The sequence below is a fragment of the Xanthomonas campestris pv. asclepiadis genome, from assembly GCF_020784175.1.
Lineage (GTDB): Bacteria > Pseudomonadota > Gammaproteobacteria > Xanthomonadales > Xanthomonadaceae > Xanthomonas > Xanthomonas campestris_D.
In genome coordinates this window covers 40160-56908 of the sequence record NZ_JAJGQM010000019.1, presented here as the reverse complement: position 1 = coordinate 56908, position 16749 = coordinate 40160, and the positions used below count along the sequence as shown (strand labels likewise).

General features: G+C 66.8%; 11 protein-coding genes. 6 read left to right on the top strand and 5 right to left on the bottom strand.

Features of this window, described 5'->3' with window-relative positions:
- Positions 1-7: 7 nt before the first annotated feature.
- Entirely contained in the window at positions 8-1354 is a 1347-nt protein-coding gene (locus LL972_RS10820) for a dicarboxylate/amino acid:cation symporter (RefSeq protein WP_228327605.1), read from the bottom strand.
- A 286-nt stretch (positions 1355-1640) separates the two neighbouring features.
- Here LL972_RS10820 and LL972_RS10815 point away from each other — a divergent pair, with 286 nt between their 5' ends.
- The 5 genes from LL972_RS10815 (at position 1641) to LL972_RS10795 (ending at position 11066) form a co-directional block, all read left to right on the top strand.
- Entirely contained in the window at positions 1641-2813 is a 1173-nt protein-coding gene (locus LL972_RS10815; protein ID WP_228327604.1) for an OprO/OprP family phosphate-selective porin, read from the top strand.
- Positions 2814-3038: 225 nt separating this feature from the next.
- Complete coding sequence (locus LL972_RS10810; protein ID WP_228327603.1) at positions 3039-5684, top strand: hybrid sensor histidine kinase/response regulator; 2646 nt, start codon at positions 3039-3041, stop codon at positions 5682-5684.
- Between the two features lie 305 nt (positions 5685-5989).
- Positions 5990-6826, top strand: coding sequence for a DUF1460 domain-containing protein (locus tag LL972_RS10805; RefSeq protein WP_228327602.1), 837 nt, complete (start codon positions 5990-5992; stop codon positions 6824-6826).
- A gap of 345 nt (positions 6827-7171) precedes the next feature.
- Complete coding sequence (locus LL972_RS10800; protein WP_228327601.1) at positions 7172-9292, top strand: TonB-dependent receptor; 2121 nt, start codon at positions 7172-7174, stop codon at positions 9290-9292.
- Between the two features lie 703 nt (positions 9293-9995).
- Positions 9996-11066: an aldo/keto reductase gene (locus LL972_RS10795; protein WP_228327600.1), complete on the top strand. Its 1071-nt coding sequence runs from the start codon at positions 9996-9998 to the stop codon at positions 11064-11066.
- 107 nt (positions 11067-11173) lie between these two features.
- Here the strand turns inward: LL972_RS10795 and LL972_RS10790 are convergent, their stop codons facing one another.
- The 4 genes from LL972_RS10790 to LL972_RS10775 form a co-directional block, all read right to left on the bottom strand.
- Positions 11174-11812 (bottom strand): response regulator, encoded by a 639-nt coding sequence (locus LL972_RS10790; protein WP_024938967.1) that lies wholly within the window; start codon positions 11810-11812, stop codon positions 11174-11176.
- A 193-nt stretch (positions 11813-12005) separates the two neighbouring features.
- Positions 12006-13055: an ABC transporter substrate-binding protein gene (locus tag LL972_RS10785; RefSeq protein ID WP_228327599.1), complete on the bottom strand. Its 1050-nt coding sequence runs from the start codon at positions 13053-13055 to the stop codon at positions 12006-12008.
- Complete coding sequence (locus tag LL972_RS10780) at positions 13055-14440, bottom strand: sensor histidine kinase (RefSeq protein ID WP_228327598.1); 1386 nt, start codon at positions 14438-14440, stop codon at positions 13055-13057. The genes LL972_RS10785 and LL972_RS10780 overlap by 1 nt, the downstream gene beginning before the upstream one ends.
- Positions 14433-15137, bottom strand: coding sequence for a response regulator (locus tag LL972_RS10775; protein ID WP_228327597.1), 705 nt, complete (start codon positions 15135-15137; stop codon positions 14433-14435). Before LL972_RS10775 ends, LL972_RS10780 begins: the two co-directional genes overlap by 8 nt.
- Positions 15138-15379: 242 nt before the next feature.
- Here LL972_RS10775 and LL972_RS10770 point away from each other — a divergent pair, with 242 nt between their 5' ends.
- Complete coding sequence (locus LL972_RS10770) at positions 15380-16573, top strand: OprO/OprP family phosphate-selective porin (RefSeq protein WP_228327596.1); 1194 nt, start codon at positions 15380-15382, stop codon at positions 16571-16573.
- Positions 16574-16749: the final 176 nt, after the last annotated feature.

The following is a 16749-nucleotide window of genomic DNA, read 5'->3' as shown; positions in this document are numbered from 1 at the left end:
GGAAGCATCAGCGCGCGCTGATCGGGGCGACGACGTCGGTCGAGGCCACCGGTGCCTGCAGCGGCGGCGAGCCGCCATCCAGCACCAGCTTGAGCTGATCGCGGTCCAGCGCATTTTCCCAGCGCGACACCACCACCGTGGCGACCGCGTTGCCGATGAAGTTGGTCAGCGAGCGGCACTCGCTCATGAAGCGGTCCACGCCCAGGATCAGCGCCATGCCGGCCACCGGCACGTCCGGCACCACCGACAACGTGGCGGCCAGGGTGATGAAGCCGGCGCCGGTCACGCCGGCCGCACCCTTGGAGCTGAGCATCGCCACCGCCAGCAGGGTGATCTGCTGACCCAGGGTCAGGTCCACGTTGGTGGCCTGGGCGATGAACAAGGCGGCCAGGGTCATGTAGATGTTGGTGCCATCCAGGTTGAACGAGTAACCGGTCGGCACTACCAGGCCCACCACCGACTTCTCGCAGCCGGCCTTTTCCATCTTCTCCATCAGCGAGGGCAGCGCCGACTCCGATGAGGAGGTGCCCAGCACCAGCAGCAACTCGGCCTTGAGATAGCGGATCAGCTTGAGCACCGAAAAGCCGCACAGACGGCAGACGATGCCCAGGATCACCAGCACGAAGAACAGCGAGGTCAGGTAAAACGAGCCCACCAGCCAGGCCAGGTTGACCAGCGATTCCACCCCGTACTTGCCGATGGTGAAGGCGATCGCACCGAATGCACCGATCGGCGCGGCCTTCATCAGCATGTGCACCAGGCGGAACACCGGCGCGGTCAGCGCTTCCAGAAAGCTCAGCACCGGGCGGCCACGCTCGCCGACCAGGGCCAGCGCGATGCCGAACAGCACCGCCACGAACAGCACCTGCAGGATGTTGCCATCGACGAACGCGCTGACCAGCGTGGCCGGGATGATGTCCATCAGGAAGCCGACCAGGCTCAGCTCGTGCGACTTCTGCACGTAGGTGTTGACCGCGCTCTGATCCAGCTCGGCCGGGTTGATGTTCATGCCGGCGCCGGGCTGCACCACGTGCGCCACGATCATGCCCACGATCAACGCCAGCGTGGAGAAGAACAGGAAGTAGGTCATCGACTTGGCGAAGACCCGGCCCACCGTCTTGAGGTGGGTCATGCCGGCGATGCCGGTGACGATGGTCAGGAAGATCACCGGGGCGATGATCATCTTCACCAGCTTGATGAAGGCATCGCCCAGCGGCTTGAGGCTTTCGGCGAAGGCCGGCTCGAAGTGGCCCAGCAGGGCACCTAGGACGATCGCCACCACTACCTGGAAGTACAGCTGACGGTAAAACGGGACGGGCGCCGGCAAGGGGCCGGCAGGCTTGCTGATGTGCATGACGCCACTCCGAGGGAACATAGAGGGGGCCTGAGCAGGCACCCGGTGCGGGCATTCTGGCCGTACGTCACAGCCCGAGCCGATAGCCCATTGGTACTACGCACTGTCCCCGGGCTGAACGTCGCCTTACACTTCAGCCGCGCCACCACCGGCCGTTAATTTCGTTTAACGCAGACACCGATTCCTGTGTTGTTGGCCGTCCGGAACCTGCGCGCTTGCTGAAGCTGTTCAGTGCGACCGCCATGGCAGGACGCCCGGCCCCTTCTCCTTGCCGAAGACCACACCTATGCGCCTCAATCCGCTCGTTCTCGCGTTGGCCATCGCCGCCGCGCCCGCTGCCGCCAATGCGGCCACCTCGCTGGAAAACTGGCCAACCAAGTACACCTTCGGTGATGGCACCGAGCTCGGCCTGACCGGCAACTACGCCTACGACGACAACAACTTCTCCGGCGACGACCGCCTGGAAGACCGCACCGATTTCCGCCGCAAGGAATTCGGTGCCACGCTCAAGAAGAAGGGCGTCTACGACGCCATGGTGTATTTCGACTTCGAAGCCAAGCTGTGGCTGGACGTGTTCTTCCGCGTCGAGACCAAGGCCCTGTTCGGCCAGGATTACGGTCGCGTGCGGATGGGCTACATGAAGGTGCCGGTGGGCCTGGAAGCGGTGCAGAGCTCGCGTGCGGGCAGCTTCATGGAACTGGGCCTGCCGGTCCAGGCGGTGTTCCAGGGCCGTCGCACCGGCGTGGAATGGACGCTGGAGCGCCAGCAGTATCTGCTGCAGGCCGGCGCGTACGGCGGCAAGGATCTGCAGGGCGACAACCCGGGCACCACCCAGGCCGTGCATGCCGCCTGGACCCCGTTCAAGGCCGAAGGCGACGTGCTGCATCTGGGCCTGGCCGGCTCGGTGGAAAACCCGCGCGGCTTCAGCGACGGCCGCGGCGTGTCGTTCAGCCCGCGCGTGCGCCTGCGTGCCCGCCCGGAGGCCGGCCTGACCGACGTGCGCCTGATCGACACCGGCACCATTCTCGATGTGGACCACGTGATCCGCGCCGGCGTGGAAGCGGTGTGGATCCACGGCCCGTTCTCGCTGCAGAGCGAAGCGCTGCGCGCCGAGGTGGCGCGTAACGACAACCTGCCGCATTACATCGCGCAGGGCCAATACCTCTACGGCACCTGGACGCTGACCGGCGAATCGCGCACTTATGCCGGCGGCGTCCCGGGCAACATCAAGCCGGCGCACGACTACGGCGCGGTCGAGCTGACCGCCCGCTACAGCCGCCTGGACCTGGAAGACAACCGCGTCAGCGGCGGCCGCCAGCACGACACCACCATCGGCGCCAACTGGTACCTCACCAGCCACTTCAAGTTCCAGGCCAACTACAGCTGGGTGGATGCCACGCGCAACGGCGTGCATGAAACCCCGCACGTGATGGAGTTGCGCGCGCAGGTGCAGTTCTAAGGCTGATTGCGCAGAGGTGACCCGGGCCGTGTCGGCCGCGCGTTGCCTTCGCCTGACCGCTTCAACGCGGTAAGGCGGCAACCCAACCCAGCGCACGTGCCCCTGCGGCCGCCTCCTTTCGGGGATGCGGCCGCAGGCGTTTGTGGGTGCGGCCGTGTCGGCGCCTGGCGCGGGCCCTGTGCCGCCAGCTCCACGATGCAGCGGCGCACCGCCATACTTGTCGGCATGTACGCCTCGCAACGCCGCCGTCTGCTGCTCACCCTGACCATCGTGTTGGGCGGCATGCTGGTGGCCATGCTGGCGGCCGGGCACTTTGTCGAACAGAACGCCCTGCACGAGGAAAGCGCCACCGTGCGGCGTCAGCTGCGCCTGTACGCGCAGGCCCTGCAGCAACGCATCGATCGCTATCGCACCCTGCCGCAGATCCTGGCGCTGGACCCGGAACTGCGCGCGGCCGTCTCCGGTTCGTTGTCGGCCGCGCAGGTGGAGCGGCTCAATCGCAAGCTGGAGCGCGCCAACAACGTCACCCAGGCGTCCACGCTGACGCTCATCAACCGCGACGGCATTGCATTGGCTGCCAGCAACTGGCGCGCGGCGCGCAGCAACGTGGGCGTGGACTACGCCTTCCGCCCGTATTACCAGCAGGCACTGTCCAACGGCAGCGGCAGTTTCTACGGCATCGGCATGACCACCAGCGAGCCGGGCTATTTCCTGTCGCAGGCCATCGTCGACGCCGACGGCCAGGTGCAGGGCGTGGTGGTGATCAAGATCGCGCTGGCAGCGCTGGAACGCGAGTGGCTGCAGACCCCGGACATCGTGCTGGCTTCCGACGCGCACGCGGTGGTGTTCCTGGCCAGCCGCCCGCAGTGGCGCTATCGCATGCTGGCACCGCTGAGCCTGCGCGACCGCAGCGAATTGCGCAGCACCCACCAATACGCCGACCAGGGCCTGCTGCCGCTGCGGCGCCGGCTGATCGAGCAGACCGGCAACGGTGGCGTGCTGGCCCAGGTCAGCGACCCACCGCTCGCCGGCCCGGTGCTGTGGCAGACCCTGGAGGTGCCCGAAAGCGGCTGGCGCCTGCATCTGCTGCACGACACCCGCGCCAGCGCGGCGGCCGGCCGCGCCGCGGCGATCGCCGCGGCCGGTGCGTGGTTGGCGTTGGCGCTGCTGTGGTTGTTCGTGCAGCAGCGGCGGCGCCTGTCCGCACTGCGCCAGCGCAGCCGGCACGAGCTGGAAACGCTGCTGCAACAACATGCCGAAGAGCTGCGTACCGCGCAGGATGGGGTGGTCACCGCCGCGCAACAGGCCAATGCCGGCCTGAGCCGCAGCCTGGAACACCTGCCGCAGGGCGTGGTGGTGATCGACGAGGCGCTCAATCTGGTGGCGTGGAATTCGCGCTATGTGGAGCTGTTCCGCTTCCCGCCCGAACTGCTGAAGATCGGCCGGCCGATCGAAGACCTGTTCCGCTTCAACGCACGCCGCGGCCTGCTCGGACCGGGGCCGATCGAAGCGGCAATCGAACGCCGCCTCAATCATCTGCGCAGCGGCAAGCCGCATATGCGCGAGAGCGAGAAGGAAGACGGCACCGTGCTGGAAATTCGCGGCAATCCGCTGCCCGATGGCGGATTCGTCACCAGCTATGCCGACATCACCAGCTACAAGAACGCCGCGCGCGAACTGCGTTCGCTGGCCGATGCGCTGGAACACCGCGTGGCCGAACGGACCCGCGACCTGGCTGCGGCCAAGCGCGAGGCGGAGAGCGCCAATCGCTACAAGACCCGCTTCGTCGCCTCGGCCGTGCACGACCTGCTGCAACCGCTCAACGCCGCGCGCATGTTCGTCTCGGTCCTGCGCGGACAGGTGCGCGAGGCCGGCAGCGCGCGCGTGGTCGACAACATCGAAGGCGCACTCGCCGCGCAGGACGCCATCCTCAACAGCCTGCTGGACATCTCGCGGCTGGAGGCCGGCAGCCTGAAGACCCAGGTGCGCGATTTCGCCATCGCCCCGCTGCTGGAAACGCTGGCCCGCGAGTTCGGCATCCTGGCCGAAGACCGCGGCCTGGTGCTGGACTGGGTGCCCACCTCGGCGGTGGTATTGAGCGATGAAAACCTGCTGCGGCGCATCCTGCAGAACTTTTTATCCAACGCCATCCGCTATACCCCGCGCGGGCGCGTGCTGATCGGCTGCCGCCGTCGCGGCGGCTGGCTGCGCATCGAAGTGCATGACCAGGGGGCCGGCATTCCCGAGGCCTTGCAGGAAGAGATCTTCGAGGAATTCCGGCGCCTGGACGACGGCGTGGCCAATGACCGCGGCGCCGGTCTGGGCCTGGCCATCGTCGAGCGCATCGGCCGCCTGCTCGGCCACCGCATCGGCCTGCGGTCCACCCTGGGCAGCGGCAGCGTGTTTTCGGTGACCGTGCCGCTGGGCGAACGCGCTGCGATCGTCAGGCAATTACCACCGCCCACCACCACCGCGGAAAACGCCAACGACCCGATCCTGCACGGCTGCCGCGTGTGGTGCGTGGACGACGACCCGCGCGTGTGCGAGGCCAGCCGCGCCCTGCTGCAGCGCTGGGAATGCCGCGTGGACTTTGCCGGCGGCCCCGACGAGGCATTGGCCGCCGCCAACGCCGACGAGGTGCCGGAGCTGCTGTTGCTGGACGTGCGCATGGGTGAGCACTACGGCCCCATGTTGCTGCCGCAGTTGGTGCAACGCTGGCAACGCGAACCGCGCGTCATCCTGGTCACCGCCGAACCCGACCCGGCGCTACGCGAACACGCGCTTGACCTGGGCTGGGGATTCCTGACCAAGCCGGTGCGCCCGCCCGCGCTGCGCGCATTGGTCACCCAGATGTTGCTGCGGCGCGGGTGAGTTGCGCAGTCGGCAGCATCGACAGGCAGGAAAGGGCTGCGTTGGGTGTGTCGCGACGCTTCCGGCCTGCTTGCCGCCGAGAGGCCGCATGATGGCGCGCCGTGCTGCACGCCTCCCATGCGGCGATTTCCTGGCCGTGCAGGGTCTGGCGAGTTTCGCCGGATCGTTTCAGCGTACCGAAGTGCGTGCTGCCTCAAGCGCGCGTTGGCGATGGCGCTACAGTGCGTGTGTCCATTGCTGCCCACGTCTGCATCGTGCACAGCTCACCTGCCGATGTTTCTCCCCCGGAAACTTGTGGAGCCCTCATGTTCAGGCCTGCCTCCGTGATGTTGACCGCGTTGCTCGCCGCAGGTTGCGCGGCGGAGATGCCCGTGCAGGCGTCCACGCCATCGGCGACCGTGCCGCCCTCCGGCCCGGTGCGCGCTGACATGGACCCGTACACCTTGCAGACCCTGGACCGCGTGCTGCACCAGGCATCCACGCATCGCGGCGTGAGTCCGGGGCATCTGATCAAGCTGCTCTCGGCGGAATTTCTCGGCACGCCGTATCAGGCCAACATGCTGCAGGGCTCGGCCACCGTGCCGGAGCGGCTGATCATCGACTTCAGAGGCCTGGATTGCTTCACCTATCTGGACTATGTCGAAGCGGCGCGCCACGCCCATTCGCAGCAGGATTTCGTCGATCGCGTGGTCCTCACCCGCTACGTCGATGGCGTCATCGGCTTCACCTCGCGCAAGCACTTCTTTTCGGACTGGGTCGCACGTTCCTACCCGCTTGCCGACGACATCACCGCAACGCTCAGCCCCAGGGCCGTGAGCGTGGACAAGACACTCAACCTCAAAGCCGACGGCAGCAACTATCTGCCCGGATTGCCGCTGGTGCAGCGGTCCATCACCTACATCCCCGCCGCCGATGTGGACAGCACGGTGGTCCGGCAACTGCGCACCGGCGACTATGTGGGCAGGTACTCGCCGGCGCCCGGGCTGGATGTCAGCCATGTCGGCATCTTCGTCATGACCGACCGGGGCCCGGTGTTGCGCAATGCCTCATCGCGCCCGGAAAACGAAAAGGTCGTGGACTCGCCGTTCATGGAGTACGTCGCCCGCACGCAGGGCATCGTCGTCTACAGGGCCAGGCCCTGATCCCGGTCGCGATGCGGGCAACCGCCAGTCCGGCGGCAGGCATCGTCTCGATCCGCTCCGTTAGTGCATTGCCGGAGCCACACCGTGTCGGTGGGCGTGGGCGCCCATCTCTCGCTGCAGCGCGCACTGGGTGAACGTGTGATGCCAACGCAGCGTGCGGATCTGCACGATCGCCGCTGAGCGATCGCATGGATGTCGGCGCGACGCCGGCACTCGCGTACCCAGCCGGCAGCGTGCCGGGCACCCGGGCGACTGCACCTGCTACACTATCGAGAACGATTCCCATTTGATTTTGCGTAGCGGAGCATGTCGCGTGCTCCGTCAGCGCCTTGGAGTTCTTACTCGATGAAGCTTTCCGCCCATGGATCGGCCGGCATGCCGTTCGTTGCCACCCTCTGCCTGTTCGCCTCCGCCACCGCTTCCGCACAATCGGACGTCACAGACACCCTGGACACAGTGGTGGTCGCCGCCTCGCGCTCCAACATGACCGTGGCCGAGTCGCCGCAGACGGTGCTGATCATCGACAAGGCGCAGATCCAGCAGCAGTTGACGATCTCCAGCAATTCGTCCGACGTGCTCGCCAACCTGATTCCCTCGTACACGCCCAGTCGCGGCAAGATGAACGGCAGCGGCGAAACCCTGCGCGGGCGCACGCCGTTGATCCTGATCGACGGCGTGCCGCAGTCCAACCCGATCCGCCCCACCGGGCGCGAAGCACACACCATCGACTATGCAATGGTCGAGCGCATCGAAGTCATCCAGGGTGCCAATGCCATCAACGGGCTGGGTGCCACTGGCGGCACCATCAACATCATCACCCGGCGCCCGCAGGACGGCTCGCTGAATCAGCACATCGACGTGCAGGCCACCGCGCCCACGTCCGAGACGCGTGCGGAAACCACCAGCGGCGAGACGCGTTACCGCGTGGACGGCCGCACGGACAAGCTCGATTACCTGTTCTCGGCCAGCTACAGCGACCAGGGCCTGTATGTGGACGGACAGGGCCGGCCGATCGGCGCCGACAACACCCAGGGCGACCTGATGACGTCCAAGAGCTACGACGTACTGGCCAAGCTCGGCTACGCGCTCACCGACGCGCAGCGCCTGAGCGTCAGCGTCAACCGCTACCGCATCAAGAACGACAACGACTACATCGGCATCGCCGGCAACCGTGCGCAAGGCCTGCCCACCACCTCGGTGCGCGGCACCCCGCAAGGCACCGCGCCCTGGAACGATGTGCTGACCTCCAGCCTGTCGTACACCCATGACGACCTTGCCGGCATGCAGCTGAGCGCGATGGTGTTCAACCAGGAGTTCGAAGGGCTGTTCGGCGCCGACAACTCGTCCACGTTCCAGGATCCGCGCATCGCATCGGTCGGCACGCTGTACGACCAATCGCGTTCGGTCGCCTCCAAGTGGGGCAGCAAGATCAGCCTGACCAGGGACGATCTGCTCGACAACCGGCTCAAGCTCACCGGCGGCGTCGACCTGCTGGCCGACACCGGCAAGCAGGATCTCTACGGCACCGGGCGTACCTATGTGCCCGAATCGGACTACCGCAACCTGTCGCTGTTCGTGCAGGGCGAATACAAATTGCTGCCCGAGCTGACCCTGCATGCCGGTGTGCGCCGCGAAGAAGCCGAGTTGAAGATCGACAGCTACCAGACCCTGTGGCGCTACAACCGGGTTGATGTCGAAGGCGGTACGCTCGACTTCAACCAGAGCCTCTACAACGCCGGCCTGGTCTACACGCCGGTCGAGGGTGTGAGCGTTTTCACCAGCTATTCCGAAGGTTTCGGCATGCCGGACGTGGGCCGCGTGCTGCGCGCGATCAACACGCCAGGCACGCGCGTGGCCAGCCTGAGCACGCTGGAGCCGATCCTGACCAAGAGCGTGGAAGCGGGCACCCGCCTCACGCGTGGCGCCTTCGATGCGGACCTGAGCTACTTCCAGTCCAACTCGGACCTGGGCACGCGCGTGGTGCCGATCAACGGCGCCTTCATGATGAGCCGCGAAAAGACCCGCGTGCAGGGCGTGGACGCCAGCCTGGGCTATCGCCTGGATGCGGCACATCGCCTGCGCCTGTCCTACGCCTACACCCGTGGCCGCTACGACAGCGATAACGATGGGCAGCTGGACGCACGCCTGGATGGGCTCAACGTGGCGCCCAACCGGGTGATCGCCTCGTGGTCGGCGCAGTGGACGCCGAAGTTCTCCTCGTTCGTGCAGGCCCAGCATGCCTTCAGCCAATCCTTCGACGAGGCCGACAAGCGCTTCAGCGGCTACACGCTGGTGGATGCGACCTTCAACTACGCGCTGCCGCGTGGCGCAGTGCGCATGGGTGTGTCCAACCTGTTCGACAAGCAGTACATCACCTACTACTCGCAATCGGCCCTGGTCGAACCGCTGCGCTACTTTGCCGGGCGTGGCCGCACCATTACGCTGGGGTATTCGCTGGATTTCTGATGGCGTGGCGTGATTGTCAGCAGCGCGCGCGATACGTCTGCGCAAGCGTGCTGCTGCGCATGGATGCCGATTCGTCGCGTCGTTTATATGCAGTCAACAGCCTAGTCTGTCGAGGGCGCGGTGCCCTCGCCGCTTGCAGGACACGCCGTGAATCCGTCCGTGGAGGCTCGGTGGCGGCATCCATGCCGCCACACGGTCCCGCAATCGGCGAGGACACCGCACCAGACAGTTTGCCGGCTGCTTTATTGAAAACCATGCACACCGACCATCTCGAAGGGTCCTTGCCCGCCCATCGTCGCGGGACCTTGAGCGGCATGGATGCCGCGCCAGAGCCTTATCTGTTCGGATTCTGGCAGTTTGGGCGTCGAGAGCCGGCGTGTCCCGCGAGGGTAGGCAGGCAAGGGCCCTGCAGCGCAGTCGCGGATATCAGCATCTTGGTCGCTCAATCGCCACCCCAGAAAGGCGCATCTGCGCCCGCTGCGCGCGTGTTCGTTGGCGCCCTGCAATCGACGCGGCAGCGCCCCACGCAGATCGAATCAAACGCTGCGATGCATGCGGCTGCGGCTGCGGCTACGTGACGATGCTGCGTTGACGATCCGGAGGATCGGGCAAGGATGCCGGATCACCAGGCTCACGCCGACCCGGCGGCCCGCGGCACAGTGCATTGCACGACGCACAACGCCACTATCGGGAGACACACCGCATGAGTCAGACACTGTCGCTGGACCACTATCGCCTGCTTGGCCGCTCCGGGCTGCGCGTCTCGCCGCTGTCGCTGGGCACCATGACCTTCGGCGAAGCCTGGGGCTGGGGCGCGGATGCGGGCGAAGCCAGGCGCATCTTCGATGCCTATGCAGACCGCGGCGGCAATTTCATCGACACCGCGGTCAACTACACCAACGGCGGCGCCGAGCGCATTCTCGGGACGCTGATCAAGGACCGCCGCGAGCGCTTCGTGCTGGCGACCAAGTTCACCATGGCGCGCGATGCGGACAACATCAATTCCGGCGGCAATCATCGCCTCAACCTGATCCGCTCGGTCGAGACCAGCCTGCGCCAGCTCCACACCGACCGCATCGACCTGCTGTATCTGCACGCCTGGGATTTCACCACCTCGCCGGACGAAGTGATGCGCGGGCTGGAGCATCTGGTGCAGTCGGGCAAGGTGCTCTACCTCGGCATCTGCAACACCCCGGCCTGGCGCGTGGCGCAGTTGCAGACACTGGCCGATCTGCGTGGCTGGTCGCCGCTGGTGGCGTTGCAGATCGAATACAGCCTGGTCGAACGCAGCGTCGAACACGAGTTGCTGCCGATGGCACGCGAACTGGGCCTGGGCGTATTGCCTTGGTCGCCGCTGGGCGGCGGCATCCTGACCGGCAAATACAGTCGCGCCGATCTCTCCGACGACAACGCGGCAGAGGTCTCGACCAGCCGCAAGGGCGTGATCGCCTCGACCGGGCATCTCAATGCACGCTCGCTGGAGATCGCCGATGTGGTGGGCACCATCGCCGACGAACTGGGCGCCTCGCGTTCGCAGGTGGCGCTGGCCTGGACCTTGCGCAACCCGGCGGTGGTCTCGCCGGTGATGGGCGCACGCACGCTGCAGCAGGCCGAGGACAACTTTGGCGCGCTGGAGATCGTGTTCAGCGACGACCAGCTGGCGCGGCTGGATCAGGTCAGCGGCCTGGCGCCGATCTTCCCGGAGCGTTTCATCGGCCGGCCGATGGCGCAGCAGCTCATCTACGGGACGCATAAGCTGCAGTTGCGCAACTGACCAAACCGGGGTGCAGATGGGCAAGGATCTGCGCCACCATCGCTGCACCGCGCCTGCTCGCTGCAACCCGGCGCTGACCGCACTCCGCAAGGCGTTTGCCGGAGGGATCAGCCCTCGCCTTCCGGCTCCAGCGCCTTGACCAGCACCGCCGCCTGCGTGCGGCTGTAGCAGTCCAGTTTCTTCAGGATGGCGGTGACGTGCACCTTGACGGTGTTCTCGGCCAGCCCGAGTTCGTGTGCGATCTGCTTGTTGAGCAGGCCATCAGCCAGGCTCAGCAGCACGCGGAATTGTTGCGGGGTGAGCTGGGCCAGCTTGGAGGCTAGTTGCGCGTCGGCCTCCGAGCGCTCGGCAGTCATCGGCGGGAACCAGGTGCCGCCCTCCAGCACGCTGGCCACCGCGGTGCCGATCGATTCGGCCGGGGTGGATTTGGGAATGAAGCCGGCCGCGCCGAACTGCTGCGCGCGCCGGATCACGCGTGGGTGATCGTTGGAGGAGATCACCACCACCGGGATGTCCGGATGCTCGCCACGCACGTGCAACAGCGCCGAGAAACCGCGTGCACCCGGCATCGCCAGGTCCAGCAGCACCAGCTCGGCCTGTGGGTGCGAGCGCAGCATTGCGCTCAGCGTGGCGGCGCTGGAGGCTTCCACCACATCGGCCTGCGGCAGGGTCTGCTGCAGCACATGGATCACGGCGGCACGGAACAGCGGGTGGTCGTCGGCGACGAGGATGGTGAGATCGGCCATCCGCCAAGTCTGGCACATGGCTGTGTCGGTTTCCCGCGCCAGGCGTCCACCGCCACCCCGTTGCACGGGCGTCAGGCTTGTCGGGCAGCCAGCGTGTGCGTTGTGAGCGCCGCTGCCACGTCCTGCAGACGCAAGGCACGTAGCGCGCGCCGCGCTGGCGCGCAGCCGTGCTCGCGGGTCGTCAGCGCCCGCCCTAGCGCGGCGGCTGCGTGCTGGCGCGCCAGGCGTCCAGAAACTGCCGCCGCTTGAGCTTGTCCAGATACACCAGCAGGCCCGGGCCCAGCGGGATCGGGCGGAACGGCGGCTGCGCCGAGCCGCCACGCCCGCCGGCGGCCGGCAGGATCGGCATCAGCCGCGCCTCGCGCGAGAGCACCTGCTGGCCACGTGGCGACAGCAGGTAGTCCAGGAACCGGCGCGCCTCCGGCGCATGCGGTGCGGTCCTGGGGATCACCGCCGTACGCAAGGCCACCAGCGTGTAGTCCTGCGGCTGCACGATGCCGAGCGGCGCGCCGGCGTCGATTCGCGTCTGCGCATAGGAGCCCAGCACGTTGTAGGCCAGCAGCAGCTCGCCCCGGCTGACGCGGTCGAGCAAGGTGCCGGTGCGTTTTTCGAGCCTGACCTGGTTGGCCCCCAACGCGGCCAGCAGCGCACCGGCGATGCTGCCGACCTGCCCGTCCTGGGTGGCAAACAGATAACCTACCCCGCTGCGCTCGACATCATAGGTGCCGACCCGGCCGCGCAGCGGCGCGTCGGGTGCGCGCAACAGGGCCAGCAGCTGCCGGCGTGTGTGCGGCACGCGTGAGGCCGCCAGCTTGCGCGTGTTGTAGACGATCGCCACCGGCTCGTAGCTGATGCCGAATACCTCGTGCCGCCACTGCGCCCACGCCGGCAACGCTTCGGTCTGCGCGGAGCGATGTGCCAATGCATGCCCATCGTTGACCAGCTTGGTCTGCAGATCCATGCTGGCGCTGATCAGCATGTCTGCAGCAGGTGTGGCCTTGCCTGGATGCAGATAGCGGTCATAGATGTCCCAGGCGATCACGTCCTCGTAGATCACCTGTGTGCCCGGATGCAGGCGCTGGTAGTCCTGGATGACCGCGCCGAACACTTCCAGATCGGTGGAGCCCTGCACGCGCAATTGCGCCTGCACCGGGCCATGCGCGGGAAACACCCGTACATCGCCTGGCGCGGCGCGCGCCATAAACGGCGCCAGCAACGCCACCATCAGCAACAGCGCGCGCATCACCGCGTTCCTCCAGGAAAATGCAACGAGGCGATCAGCCCGCCGCCAACGCGGTTGCTCAGATCGATGCGCCCGCCGTGCGCTTCGACCACGCGCTTGACGATGGCCAGCCCCAGCCCCGCGCCGCCGGCCGGTGCCTCCGGCCCGCGGACGAAACGCTCGAACACGCGCTCGGCTTCGGCGGCGGGGATGCCGGGGCCGTGATCGGCGATGGTCAGCACGTGATGGCTGCCGTCGCTGGTGAGCGCCACCTGCAATGGCGCCCCGGCGCCGTATTTGCAGGCATTGTCGATCAGGTTCTTCAGCGCCTCGCGCAGCAGCAGGACGTCGCCGCGCAGCAGCGCCGGCTGCGGGTCGATCGCCAGATGCACGCGCGGGGCGCCGTCGCCACGCGGCAATGCCTCGTGCAAGGCCTGGTGCAGCACCTCGGCCAGATCCACGGTGGCAAAGCGCTGCAGATTGGCGCGATGGATCACGCTGGCATCGCTGAGCAATTGATTGAGCAGCCGGCTCATATGGCTGGCATTGCGCTCGATCGCCACCAGGCTGCGTTGCATCTCGCGTGGGTCGTCGTCGTCCATCGCCAGTTGCGCCTGCGCGCGCAAGGCGGCCAGCGGCGTGCGCATCTGGTGCGCGGCTTCGGCCATGAAGGCGCGCAGGGTTTCGTTGCTGGACGACAACCGCGCCATGAAGCGATTGAGCGCGGTCACCATCAACTGCATTTCCTGAGGTGCCGGCACGCTCAGCGGTTTCAGGTCGGAGGGTTCGCGCCGCGACAGATCGCGCTCGATGCGCTGCAACGGACGCAGGGCGCGATACACGCCCAGCCACACCAGGCCCAGGGCCAGCAGCGACAGCACGCCGATCGCCACCAGCGCGTTGAGCACCACATCGCGTGCCACCGCATCGCGCGCGCGCCGGGTCTGACCGACCTGCACGCGCACCTCGCCCTGCCCGGAGGCCGATGCCACCCGATGCATCACCACCGCAAAGCGCACCGGCTCGCCGCTGTAGTCGGCATCGAACAGCACCGGGCGCTCGTCGCCGGGCGCGCGCGCCGGCAACGGCAGCCTGTCCTCGCCGGTGATGGTGCGGCCTTGCGCATCGAACACGCGGTAGAACACGCGGTCTTCCGGTGCCATGCCGAGCAGGTCCAGCGAGGCGTACGGCAGGTCCACCTGCCAGTCGCCGCCGACCAGCGCCACGCTGTCGATGATCGACAGCGCCGAAGACACCAGCAGATGATCGTAGGAGCGGTTGGCGGCGCGCTCGCCGTAGTCGCGTGCGGCAAAGAACAGCACCACCGCACCGAGCAACGACAGGCTGCCCAGGTACAGCAACAGGGTGCGCCGGATCGACGGTGCCACCATCCGCGGCTCAGCCATCGAGGCTTGGCTCCACCGGCGCATCATGCGGATCGGCTTCCTCGAGCTTGTAGCCGGCCCCGCGCACGGTGACGATGCGCAACGGCGCGCCCGCCAGCTTGCGACGCAGGCGGCCGACATACAGCTCGATCGCATTGGGCCCGGCATCGTCGTCGAAACCGAACAGGCCGTTGCCGATCTCGTCCTTGCCCACCACCTGGCCCAGGCGTCCGATCAGGATCTCGAACAGGCGATACTCGCGGTTGGGCAACTCGATCGGCGCCCCGTCCAGCGCTAGCGTGTGCGCGGCGTTGTCGAACACGAACCCGCCGATCTGCACCACTTCGCTGGCCTGCCCGCGATTGCGCCGCAGCAGCACCCGGCAACGCGCCTCGAACTCGCGGAAATCGAACGGCTTGCCCAGGTAATCGTCGGCCCCGACATCCAGCGCCTGCACGCGGTCTTCGATGCCATCGCGAGCGGTCAGCATTAGTACCGGCGTGGTATCGCCACGCTCGCGCATCCCGGCCAGCACACGCAATCCATCCAGCTTGGGCAGGCCAATATCCAGCACCACCAGATCAAAACTCTGATAGCGAAGCACACTCGCCGCCGCCAACCCGTCGGACTGCCAATCCACCGCATGCCCGCTACGGCGCATGCGCCGCACGATGGCATCGGCGAGGTCGGCGTTGTCTTCGACTAGCAGCAGGCGCATGAGGCGGGGATTGGGGAGTTGGGATTGGGGATTCGCAAAGGCGGTTGGCCGCGGCCGGAAGGTAACAGGCCACGCAAACAAAAGCTTCTTTGACTCTTGCCAATCCCCAATCCCAACTCCCCATTCCCGCGCCAACGACAGGTCCATGACAGCTTCGCCGGACTAGGCTGCTGCCAACGCGCCGCAGCGTGCTTGTGCGGTGCATCGCTGAACGTGATTCACACATGTACCTGGGAGGGTCTGTGAGCAACGACACCTTGCGTCTGTGCGTCTTCACCGCCTGCGCTGCGCTGTGTCTGGTACCGGCGGCGCAGGCGGCCGAGGGCGACGGCCCGGTCACCGCCGAGGTGGGTGGGCGCGTGCACTGGGACTTCACCATGTTCGACAACGACGAACGCGGCACGCCCGAGCGCAACGACACCCAGTTCCGCCGCGTGTGGCTGGATGTGGCGGGCAAGTTCTACGGCTTCACCTACAAGGCCGAAGCGGAATTTGCCGGCCTGCAATACGAGTCCGGCAGCCGCGGCATCCTGGCGCGCGATGTGTATGTCGCCAAGAAATTTTCCGCCGGTACGCTGACCGTGGGCCAGTTCAAACAGTACTTCTCGCTGGACGATCGCACCGGCTCCAACTACGGCCCGTTCCTGGAACGCGGATATGCGGCAACCACGCTGGCGCCAATCTACCGCAAGGCAATCTCCTGGCAGGCCAATCGTCCCGATGCGACCTGGTCCACCGCGGCCTACAGCCTGGAAAGCATCGACAACTCCTCCACCAAGGGCGGCGCGCTCGGCACCCGGCTGACCTTTGCACCGGAGATGGGCGAGGCGCGGCTGCGCCACCTGGGCGTGTCGCTGGCGCACGAGCGCTATTCGCATCCGGGCAGCGGCGGTGCGGCGCCCCTGCTGATCCGCCCACGCCCGGAAAACGATCTGGCCAACAACAGCCGCATCACCCTGGCGCGCTTTGCCGATGGCCGCGATACCGATTTCGACAAATGGTCGCTGGAATACGCCGAAGTGCTGGGCCCGTGGTCGTGGCAGAGCGAATTCAGCGGCGGCCTGCTCGACGACGGCGGGCAGCATGCCAAGGTGTTGGCCAGCTACGGCCTGGTCAGCTGGTTCGTCACCGGCGAGTCGCGCGGCTACGACCGCAAGACCGGCCGTTTCAGCCGCATCAACACGCCCAATCGTCCCTCCGGCGCGTTCGAGCTGGCCTTGCGCTACGACTACATGCGCGGCGACCAGCATCTGGATGGCCAACCCGATTTCATCAACGCCAGCACGCAGTCGTGGACGCTGGGCGGCAACTGGTATTTCAAGCCGAACCTGCGCGTGATGCTCAATGTGATCGACAGCCGCAACCGCGACCGCAGGGTCGATGCGGTGGTCGATCACACGCTGGCAGTGACCGGCCGGTTCCAGTACGACTTCTGATGACGTGCATGCGCGCACCGGCATTCAAGGCGATTGGCAGTACCGGGCGCGTTGCGCTGCGCAAGCGCGCCGTTGCCGTCACTGCTGCTCCGGCGCATCGAAAGCCGTGGCCGGTGCGACACACGACGATGCGCTCAGCCGGCGCTAATGCTCCGCATCCACGGCATCGCCGCTGC